The sequence below is a fragment of the Solibacillus ferritrahens genome, assembly GCF_037027585.1.
Classification (GTDB): Bacteria; Bacillota; Bacilli; order Bacillales_A; family Planococcaceae; genus Solibacillus; species Solibacillus ferritrahens.
The window spans coordinates 19,734-30,103 of the sequence record NZ_JAXCLE010000029.1; the positions used below are offsets into that span (position 1 = coordinate 19,734).

General features: G+C 36.1%; 10 protein-coding genes. All 10 read right to left on the reverse strand.

Going from position 1 to position 10,370, the window contains the following annotated elements:
- Window positions 1–18: 18 nt before the first annotated feature.
- The 10 genes from SNE38_RS18010 to SNE38_RS18055 all read right to left on the reverse strand — a co-directional run bounded on the left by SNE38_RS18010 (window position 19) and on the right by SNE38_RS18055 (window position 9,721).
- Complete coding sequence (locus SNE38_RS18010; protein ID WP_004232618.1) at window positions 19–291, reverse strand: HU family DNA-binding protein; 273 nt, start codon at window positions 289–291, stop codon at window positions 19–21.
- A gap of 198 nt (window positions 292–489) precedes the next feature.
- Complete coding sequence (gene spoIVA, locus SNE38_RS18015; protein WP_318247713.1) at window positions 490–1,995, reverse strand: stage IV sporulation protein A; 1,506 nt, start codon at window positions 1,993–1,995, stop codon at window positions 490–492.
- A gap of 108 nt (window positions 1,996–2,103) precedes the next feature.
- The gene (locus SNE38_RS18020) at window positions 2,104–2,826 is read right to left on the reverse strand and encodes a hypothetical protein (protein ID WP_191705175.1); all 723 of its coding nucleotides are present in this window, start codon (window positions 2,824–2,826) and stop codon (window positions 2,104–2,106) included.
- A gap of 19 nt (window positions 2,827–2,845) precedes the next feature.
- Window positions 2,846–3,115, reverse strand: coding sequence for a DUF2768 domain-containing protein (locus tag SNE38_RS18025; RefSeq protein ID WP_318247712.1), 270 nt, complete (start codon window positions 3,113–3,115; stop codon window positions 2,846–2,848).
- Window positions 3,116–3,266: 151 nt separating this feature from the next.
- The gene (locus tag SNE38_RS18030; RefSeq protein ID WP_336047043.1) at window positions 3,267–4,280 is read right to left on the reverse strand and encodes an NAD(P)H-dependent glycerol-3-phosphate dehydrogenase; all 1,014 of its coding nucleotides are present in this window, start codon (window positions 4,278–4,280) and stop codon (window positions 3,267–3,269) included.
- A gap of 114 nt (window positions 4,281–4,394) precedes the next feature.
- Window positions 4,395–5,705, reverse strand: a complete 1,311-nt coding sequence (gene der / locus SNE38_RS18035; RefSeq protein WP_191705177.1) for a ribosome biogenesis GTPase Der — start codon at window positions 5,703–5,705, stop codon at window positions 4,395–4,397.
- Window positions 5,706–5,855: 150 nt separating this feature from the next.
- Window positions 5,856–6,176, reverse strand: coding sequence for a DUF6572 domain-containing protein (locus SNE38_RS18040; protein ID WP_336047044.1), 321 nt, complete (start codon window positions 6,174–6,176; stop codon window positions 5,856–5,858).
- A gap of 54 nt (window positions 6,177–6,230) precedes the next feature.
- A complete protein-coding gene (locus SNE38_RS18045; protein WP_191705179.1) occupies window positions 6,231–7,364 on the reverse strand; it encodes a suppressor of fused domain protein in 1,134 nt (377 codons plus the stop codon).
- Window positions 7,365–7,678: 314 nt separating this feature from the next.
- Window positions 7,679–8,911, reverse strand: coding sequence for a PoNi-like cognate immunity protein (locus tag SNE38_RS18050; RefSeq protein WP_336047045.1), 1,233 nt, complete (start codon window positions 8,909–8,911; stop codon window positions 7,679–7,681).
- A 108-nt stretch (window positions 8,912–9,019) separates the two neighbouring features.
- Complete coding sequence (locus SNE38_RS18055) at window positions 9,020–9,721, reverse strand: SMI1/KNR4 family protein (RefSeq protein WP_191705180.1); 702 nt, start codon at window positions 9,719–9,721, stop codon at window positions 9,020–9,022.
- Window positions 9,722–10,370 lie beyond the last annotated feature (649 nt).

Genomic DNA, 10,370 nt, shown 5'->3' on the forward strand with positions numbered 1-10,370 from the left:
GTACTTCCAGAGGCTGAATTATTTTACAGCGTCTTTAAGTGCTTTACCTGGTTTAAAAGCAGGTACTTTCGAAGCAGCGATTTCGATTTCCTTACCTGTTTGTGGGTTACGACCTTTACGCGCTGCACGCTCACGAACTTCAAAGTTACCAAAACCGATTAATTGTACTTTGTCACCCTTTGCAAGAGCATCTTGAATTGTATCAAATACAGCTTCAACTGCTTTAGAAGCGTCCTTTTTAGAAAGACCTGCAGCTTCAGCAACAGAGTTTACTAATTCTGTTTTATTCACACCATTCACCTCCTCTCAAAGGGTCATGAATCTAAATCCTGTAAAAAGATTAACATACAGAAAACCGCTACGCAACTGAATTCATTCATGTTTCGCTTATATTTTAACTTTTTTTGCAAAAAAACAGAAATTACAGGACAATTCACCTATAAAAGTGAACGGTCCTGTAATTTTTCTATCACGATATTTTACTGAATACTAAATAATAAATGTTATTAAACCTCTTTCTCCTTCATTTATTAATCTTTCCAACATTAAACGCATTCTGTTTTTTGCATGAGTCGGGACACCACTCATTTTATAGCGGATACTTTCTGTTAATACTTCATGTAGAGGGGTACCAAATAATTGAGTTTGCCATAATGCCTGACGATCATATTCATACGCATGTTGCAAATCTTTCAGCAAATGCTGGCTATGAAACTCTGAGCCAATTAATGGTGAAAATTCTGCTTCCATATCTATACGAATAATATGGTAGGATGGAGCAGTTGCTTTCATTCGTACTCCATAGAAATTATTTTGCTCAATTAATTCAGGCTCAGTAGGAGTAAATTCGTCCATTGCAGGCAATGTAACACCATAGCCATTTTCCTTCGCCTGTTCAATTGCTTCACGGAATCTGCTTTGTGCCGCTTTGGCTTCTGCTGCCTCCTTTATAAATAAAAGCCATTCTTTTTTCGATTCAACTGGTTTATCGAGCCACTCTGCACACGCTTCTTTATAGTAATCGTTATGGATATTGACACGTAACGTAGCAATTCCTTGCCCAGCATCAATGTTTTCCACCGTACAGCTTTCTATAAAGTCAATTTCACGGAGCAATTGACTTGCAGCTTCTACATCACGAATTTTCATCGCATCATCTTGTAATTGTGACGTAGCAAATGATAATGTTTCATTTAAATGATGATGCTCATCCAACACATCCAACCAATCTGGCTTTTCTACCTGAATCTCATTTACATTAAATTCAAATAGTGCTTCTTGCAAAATCATCATAACGTCGTTTAATTGCATTTGTTGAATAGCAGTCGGAATTACAGGTACATCATATTTTTGAACTAATTCCTGCTGTAGTTTCTGTGTATCAGCCGAATGTGGGGCTGTACTATTAAGTACAATAACGAATGGTTTTCCGATTTCCGTAAGCTGCTCAATAATTTGCTTCTCTGCTTTTTCTACAGCCGCCCGTGACATTCCATTTACCGTTCCATCTGTCGTTACGACAATCCCGATATTGGCATGGTCACGAATAACTTTATCTGTTCCGATTTTTGCAGCTTCCTGAAAAGCAATTGCTTCATTATGCCATGGTGTTTGCACATATTTTGGTCCGGACTCGTCTTCATAACCCTTAGCTCCCTCAATTACATATCCAACACAATCTACAAATCGCACACGGAATGGTATTGAACTTTCTCCAAATGCAACAGTAGTTCCCTGAGCAGGAACAAACTTCGGCTCTGCCGTCATAATCGTAGGTCCAGGAGAACTTTGTGGAAGCTCATCCATTGCACGCATACGGTCTTCCGCATTCTCAATATTAGGCAATATCACGCCTTCCATGACCTTTTTAACAAACGTCGACTTACCAACACGAACTGGTCCTACTACACCAATATAAAGATCACCATTCGTACGTTCCGCCAGTTGCTGAAAAATATGCTCGCTAATCGTATTGCCTCCTTTATATGCCTTAATCTTCTGTTTCCAGTTAAAGTATTCATTATCAAAACACTATATGTATATCTGGTTATAAATATGAAAAATGGTGTACTAAAAGTTTCACCTTTTTGTACACCATTTCCGTTATTTTTCTTTTTTTGTTGGATCATACATAATGATTGGCTCATTGTTTTCATCTACTGTGTAGGGCAGCGAATATGCCGGAACTACCGGAAAATTATCCACTAAAATTTCACGTATGTCGTCTCCAGGTTGCGCGACAATATCGTTATCTTTCATATACGTATATAAATCAATTGAATAATCAACGTATAAATCCCCTTCTGCGGATACAACAATCGGTAATTGATTATTCGAATACGGACTCTGAACTGTCACATTTTCTTTATAGCCAATATTTTCAAAGTTAATTGTATAGACATGCTCTGCCACTTTATCTTTAAATTGTGGATATTTAGTCCCTTTAAATCGAATATTAATTTCACGTATACGCTCAGGTGTACGTAAATCAACAAGCTTTACAGTAGGGTTTTCTTCCGGATTCCATATAATATACTGGAATATCCCACCCTTTTCATAGGCATTCTGTGGTGGAGAACCAATATATTTTGGAACAAGTTTTTCAAAATCAATTAAATATTTAATGAAGATGTCTGTGTCCTGGTCGCGTGTTTTAATTGGTAACACCCCAGTATCTTCACGGTACTCATTAACAGCCCGCTGGACGCCTGCAAGCATATCGACATCAGGTCTTAAGCTGGATTGATCGAAGTTAGCCGATGAGCCACATCCTGCCAACAACAATGTGACTATTGATAACAGCACAAACCATTTTGATAATTTCATAATATGTATTCCCCCTATCTTAGTTCGGCCATGTTAATATGACAAGCACCATCAATAATGTACCGATAAAAAACATTACATAGGCAACAAGTTTAAGTAAAATCGATAAAAACATATTATGTATCCATTTACGGACTGCTGTAATTATTAATAATGAAGCTAATAATAAACCAATTGAATAAAACGAAACCCACATAACATCCAATGCATGCATAGTAGCTAAAGGTCCGCGCGCAGAGTTTAATAGTAGATTTGACATTGGGTTCATCGATTGTAGAATGTGCTGCACTGTTAAAACCGCCTTTCTATAAATTTTCGCGTTATTCCGCTAATAATTATAGCCTTTTCAGGTAAAAAAAAACAGGAGGCATACAAGTATCCCTCCCTATTTGTGACAAATTATTAAATTTTAAAGATTTAGCCATCTTAAAATAAGGCGATTAGCTCATTTCATCGATTTCGCTTTTTTTCGTTCGCAGCATTAAAGATTCAACTAATGCTTTTGGTTCCATATCGTTAAATAACACATCGTACAGCGCTGATGTAATAGGCATCGAAACTTCGTATTTTTGGGATAATTGATAAGCTGCTTTTGTCGTACGCACCCCTTCGACAACCATACCCATCTCTTCCAACACCTGCTCAAGCTTCATTCCTTTTCCAAGCATATTACCTGCCCGCCAGTTACGTGAATGGACACTTGTACAAGTTACGATTAAGTCACCCATCCCTGTCAGCCCTGCAAATGTAAAAGGATTACCACCCATTTTTACACCGAGACGTGTTATTTCCGCTAAGCCACGTGTAATAAGAGCCGCCTTTGCATTATCGCCAAAATTCAGACCATCCGTCATACCCGCTGCAAGAGCAATTACATTTTTGAGGGCCCCACCTATTTCAACACCAATGACATCATCATTCGTATACACACGCAAATAGTGGTTCATAAACAGATCCTGCACCTTTTCCGCTGCCTTTAAATTTCGGCAAGCGGCAGTTACCGTTGTAGGATGCTGCAGCACAACTTCCTCTGCGTGCGAAGGTCCTGAAAGTACAACGATGTCACTTACGACATCAGGTGCTAAGCTTTCTTTCATTAACTCAGAAATACGCATTAATGTATCTGGTTCTATTCCTTTTGAAACATGTACAAATAAAGATTTGCCAGTAATATATTTCGAAATATTCTCACAAACTTCACGGATTCCTTTTGTTGGTACAGCCATGACGATTGTTGATCCGTGCTTTGCTGCTGTTGCTAAATTTGAAGTTGCCTTTAAATTCTGTGGCAGCACGGTATTGGGTAAATATTTTTTATTCGTATGCTGTTCATTTATTTCGTTCGCCTGGTCTTCTCGATGAGACCAAATTAACGTATTATGTCCGTTTTCCGCCAAAACGATTGCCAGGGCAGTACCCCAGGAGCCTGCGCCTAAAACTACTACATTTTCCATTAATAAACCCCCAATTTCACTTAAAGTTCCTTATTATAATTTCCTTCAAGCTAAATTCCCTTTATGTACAAAAACGCTAGTTCATTTTCATAAACTAGCGCCCTGTACATTTAATTAGTCACGAGCACGTGTAATAAGACGTATTGGAGTTCCTTCGAAGTCGAATGTCTCACGAATACGGTTTTCCAAGAAGCGCTCGTATGAGAAGTGCATCATATCAGGTTCATTTACGAATACAACGAATGTTGGTGGTTTAATCGCCACTTGTGTTGCATAGTAAATACGTAAACGACGCCCTTTATCTGTTGGTGCTGGATTACGTGCAATGGAATCTTCAATTACTTCATTTAAAATAGATGATTGGATACGCATCGCGTGGTTTTCACTAACACGCTTTATAATAGGTAAAATATTGAGTACACGTTGTTTCGTTTTTGCCGAAACAAAAATGATTGGTGCATAATCTAAGAACAAGAAATGCTCACGAATTTGTTCTGTGAATAAGTTCATCGTTTTCTCGTCTTTTTCAATTGCATCCCATTTGTTTACAACAATAATTACTGCTTTACCAGCTTCATGTGCATAGCCTGCGATTTTTTTATCTTGTTCTTGAATGCCTTCATCTGCATTCAGAACAACTAAAACAACGTCAGAACGTTCGATTGCGCGCAGTGCACGTAGCACAGAATACTTTTCTGTTGTTTCATAGACTTTCCCTTTTTTACGCATACCCGCTGTATCAATAATGACATAATCTTGCCCATCATGTGAGTACGGAGAGTCAATTGCATCTCGAGTTGTCCCTTGAATTTCACTTACAATAACACGCTCTTGGCCTAAAAAGGCATTTACAAGTGAAGATTTCCCAACATTTGGTCGCCCAATTAATGAGAATTTAATCGTATCTTCATCGTATTGCTCTTCATCTGGTTGCGGGAAGTGTTTTGCACATTCGTCCAATAAATCCCCTAAGCCTAAACCGTGCGAACCTGAAATTGGCCAAGGCTCACCGAAACCTAATGAATAGAAGTCATAAATCATATGACGCATATCCGGGTTGTCGACCTTATTAATTGCTAATACAACCGGTTTTTTTGTTTTATATAAAATTTTAGCTACTTGCTCATCTGCAGCTGTTACACCTTCACGACCATTTGTCATGAAAATAATAACGTCCGCCTCATCAATAGCGATTTCCGCTTGCTGGCGAATTTGCTCTAAAAATGGCTCGTCCCCAATTTCAATACCACCAGTGTCGATAATATTAAATTCATGTGCTAGCCAATCAGCCGAACTATAAATACGGTCACGTGTTACACCTGGAATATCTTCCACGATCGATACACGTTCTCCGACAATTCGGTTAAAAATTGTCGATTTACCTACGTTCGGACGTCCTACGATGGCGATTACTGGTTTTGTCATCTGTACTTCATCCTTCCAAACTCTTGTCTTTCCGTATTATACACGAATTTGACTATTATATCATTTTTTCACAACATTCTAAATGGAATTATTGTATGTTCGGCTTGTTAGTATATTTTGTTTTCGGATGAAGTTGTAATACTCAGAGATTTATTCTTCACTTAATATCACTTGAATCCTATATTCTTTTAATTGAGTATTGATTACCTCAAAAAATTTCAAGCAATTCTCGGGGGCTTTATATTTTGTACTTACCTCAATAACGTAATATTCAAATGCTGTATCCGGGTATGTTTCTGAATACTGATTTGATTCGATAAAGCCTAAATATGCATTAATTTTTTCTTGTAAAAGAATTAAATGCTCCTGTTCATTGTTCCAATCTAAATGATCTGCGAGCATCAACATTAAACCTTGCCCATCTTTACTCATACTCATTGCATCAATTTTATTCGTTTCTATTATAGACATAGTAGTGTCCTCTCTTTTCGGGTCATATAATCCATATTCGTAGGATATTTTTGCCTAACCGTCCAACCCAATGTTTTTCCTTTTTAGATTAAGTACATCTGATATCCCATATTCATCGAATGTTTCTATTAAATAATCAGATCCTTTTTGTAAAGCTATCTGTCTTTCTTCTTCATAAATGGGGAGTAGAGTAAAGAAATCAATTACTCTATTTACCGAATCAATAAAACGTCCTGCTTCAGTTTCCTTTAACAATATACATGATAAGGCTGTATTAGCAGCGAATGGCATGGGAGGTTCCCCGTTTGGAAGAATGACCCCTGCCTCTAGCCATCCATCATAGGAATGGGGAATATGAGCGACCATTCTCAGCCATTTTAAAGGCCAATAATGATTATTGTTCGCCATGTCATCTTTCCTGATTGGCCAATTCGCAGGTAACTTGAGTACTAATTCCGCGTACTTAACGCCAGTACTTTCTTCTGTTTCGTCCATGGCTACATCACTCATCCCTGTAGTCACAAGCGTGATAAAATCTTGTTCTTTCGTTGGCAGTATAATGTGAATATGAACCGCTACCTTACTGCCAGGGACAATTTCACTGATTGTCTGATAAATGGGTCCGAAATGTTCTCTTATGTAATCCAACATCTCAGTTGTTTCATTTTGTGCAGTATCGTTATACACTTCTTTTTTAGCAGAACCCAATAAGATTGCTATTTCTTTTTGCCCTCGTTCATGTGCAAATGCTAATGCATCCATATTTTTCATAGATTCTCCTGTGTACTTAACATGAATATCAATGCCATTTTCAATGAGAAGGTTGACAATATCTATATGTCCACCAAGAATAGCAGCAAATAATGGGTTCCTTTCTGGTTCGCTCACATCCATTTCAGCTCCACTAGACAATAGGCATTCAACAATGTCAAGATGTCCTTTTGAAGCCGCTTCGTTCATTGCTCCACCACCAAAAACACCGCCGCGTCTATTGATGTCAGCACCTAAGTCTATCAGTCGCTTGACTATTTCAAGCTTCCCATGTTTAGCTGCAACATGTAGCCAAGTCCCAAATGGTGTAACTATATTCATGAGTTCCATATCAGAACCAATTAACTCGACTACTTTTTCAACATTATTTTGTTTGATAGCTGTACGAATTTCTTTGGCTAGTTGTATATTTCCCATATGATTACGATCTCCTTGTAGCGGCTAAGTCACCTAATTCTTTAAGCCTTCGGACCATGTAATATCGGTTACCGCCATGATTTTTTACTTCTTTAATACTATCTACTATTGAAGGACGTATATGTAACGGCAACTTTTCCACCGCCCTTTTTCAAAGCCTTCTTCGTCTTCTTTACGGCGGCTTTGACGTGCTTTTTCGCTTGGATCACGACGATGTCTTGTTATCGATTTAACTATCCGTATCTAAAATTATAAAAAAAATGGCGACAGTTGAAATTTCCAGCTACCACCATTTTAACATTTTTTCCATTACCTTACTTTGCATCTAGAAGGTTAACTTCATACATTTCCTTCATATTCACATCAATTGGTAGTAAAGCATAATAATATTGATCATTATCTACTATAAATTGAACCAATTTGGTTTTTGTAGAATTCCAAAAATCTTTTAAACTGGAATAGTATTCTTCCAAATCTTCTTTATAATCCAATTGTAATAGATAACCTTTATCCACCATCGCAAAAACAATTAAACTCCCTAAAAGACCCTTCTGTTCATTGGCTTCTTCATACTCTTGATATTGGAACCAAATTTGGTCTAAGCTCATCACTTTTTTGTATTTTTCATAGAAGCTACTATCAGCCATAACCTCATAATCATGGATGAGTTCGTTGACAAATGCATGCCATTTTGTCGGAATAATTTTTTCTAATAACGGATTATTTTCGATGCCTTCTATTATTAAGTCAGTCTGTTCAATCTCCTGCTCAATGATTATATCATTGAGAGAAATCGGTTTAAATTTCATTGAATTCTTGTAATGGGCCAAGTCATAAGGATAGTGATTATTATTGATTAAGCTTGAATCATCCAAATCAAGTATTTTGGCAAGGGCTGCTGTTTCAAAACTCCAAAATCCTACATAGCCAGGTTCTTTATGCGCATTTTTCCATTCATAGTCATAATGCCCTTTAAACCATTCCTTCTCCATATACTTTTGTAATCGTTTAGAGGCTTCTTTCTTATCGGTTTGCGCAAGTTCTATAATTTCTCTTGTTTTTGCGTAGGGGTTTTCTTTATAATACTCATTAGTGATTTTTTCATATCCGATATCACTCGCATATAATAAAAAATCAATCACTGCATCGTTTATTTCCTTTTTCTCAACCACCTTACTTAATCTTTCTATATTCTTTTTATCTGTTTCTAATAGGATTCCTAAAGAAATGGTCCAAAGCAGACTTAAATAGCCTACTTCCCTAGTTCCTGTATTCTCTAAATCATTAATTGCATTATAAAAATCTTCTTCTATTGTAGTAATTTCATCCCCTAATGAATATTTTGCCCTAATATCCTCCATCTCGTATTTAAAAGTCCTTAAATATCTTGCCTCTATAATACTTTTATTATCTTTCGATTTCCTTTGTATACCATTTTTAGTATCTTCATCTAAATTTTTGATATCCAACCTTTTTTCAGCAATAAATTCTTTATGATATTCAATTCCTTCTCTACATTTTTCTCCTATACATAGATGATCCCTCATTATATTTAATTCCTCCTTGTCAATTATGGCCATTCTCCAATTATTTCACCCTTAGCATTTAATCTAAATGAAACTGTTTATATTGTCCCTTTATGTAGTTACAACTAGTTACATTTCAAAGCCCATTACAATCCATTCATCTACATAACCCCAAAAACTTATATTATATTTGGGCTTTAATTTTGCAGACCAAAAACTAGCATTGTTATTAAAACAATTAGTGACATCTATAGCTACGTAGCTTCCCATACCATTAGAGAAAAAACCAAATGATGAGTCTAGGTTGATTTTTATTGGTTCTTCTAAATCATCAATAATACTCCATTCGAGATCCTCGTCCCCAAGATATGTTACCGATTCAAGTGGAACTAGGCCCATTGATTCACTCGCATAGTAATAAAAACCATCATGAATATTTTCGTAAAAACTTCGAATTGAAGCAGGTACTTTATCCCACGCCCCCTCTAATTCTATGTTTTTTTGTCCCTTATGAGGATTACGCCCTTCGTAATATAAAATGTCTCCTTTAGAATTTTTTATAGTATATAAAATTGAATAAACTCCTCCCTCTTCCATAATCTCAATATTTATAAGATTTTGATAAAGATAGGAAATTGTTTTCCCTAATTCAGACCCTACATTTTTTTCCCATAGGCTCAAAAGTAAATTAATATTCCATTTAATATCAGCATTATAAAATAGCTCTTTCCATTCAATTGGTATTTCATTATTATTTAATCTACTAATTTCATCAACTGTTAGTATTCGAACATTTTCATTGTACTTTTTTAAATAGTTTATTTTTTCCATTTATTAATTAGCTCCCTAATTGATTATTTCCTAACCTATAAAAAATGGCGTTTATGGTACATCGAAATTATCTATAATAAAAATTTCACCTCCCAAACCTCATGCATAACCTAATATTAACAATTATGTATATAAAAATCAGTAACGGGATTTGTTGCTTAAGTTGAAGTAAACAGTCAAGTACTTAAAATTTCTATTTCTCGTATTTACTCTATTGGATAATACTCCGGCATTGTTTCAATCCTTAGGGTATGTAAATGTCCTTCTGTTATCCTAAAGTTTTTAAAATATATATGAATGTATACATTTTGTCACTTTCCCGCATGTGCAGATCATAGCTATATCTTCCAATATAAATCTTCATTTTCACTTTAAATTTCTACACTCCCACCATATAAACATGTAAAACGCTAAATGTGGTACATCCTTATAATCTATAACGAACTTATCTATCGAAACCTCTACTTCCATCGACTGTTTTTCCCCTTGTATGCAAGTACTTGTATACAATTTAATACTTAGTACACTGTAAGCCCGAAATATAAAAAATAGCGCACCTTTACGGTACGCACGACGAATGGCCAACTATCCGGAGTTTTTTTCGGATAGTTGGCTATTTTGCACATGTGGCTTGAATATTTTCTGACCA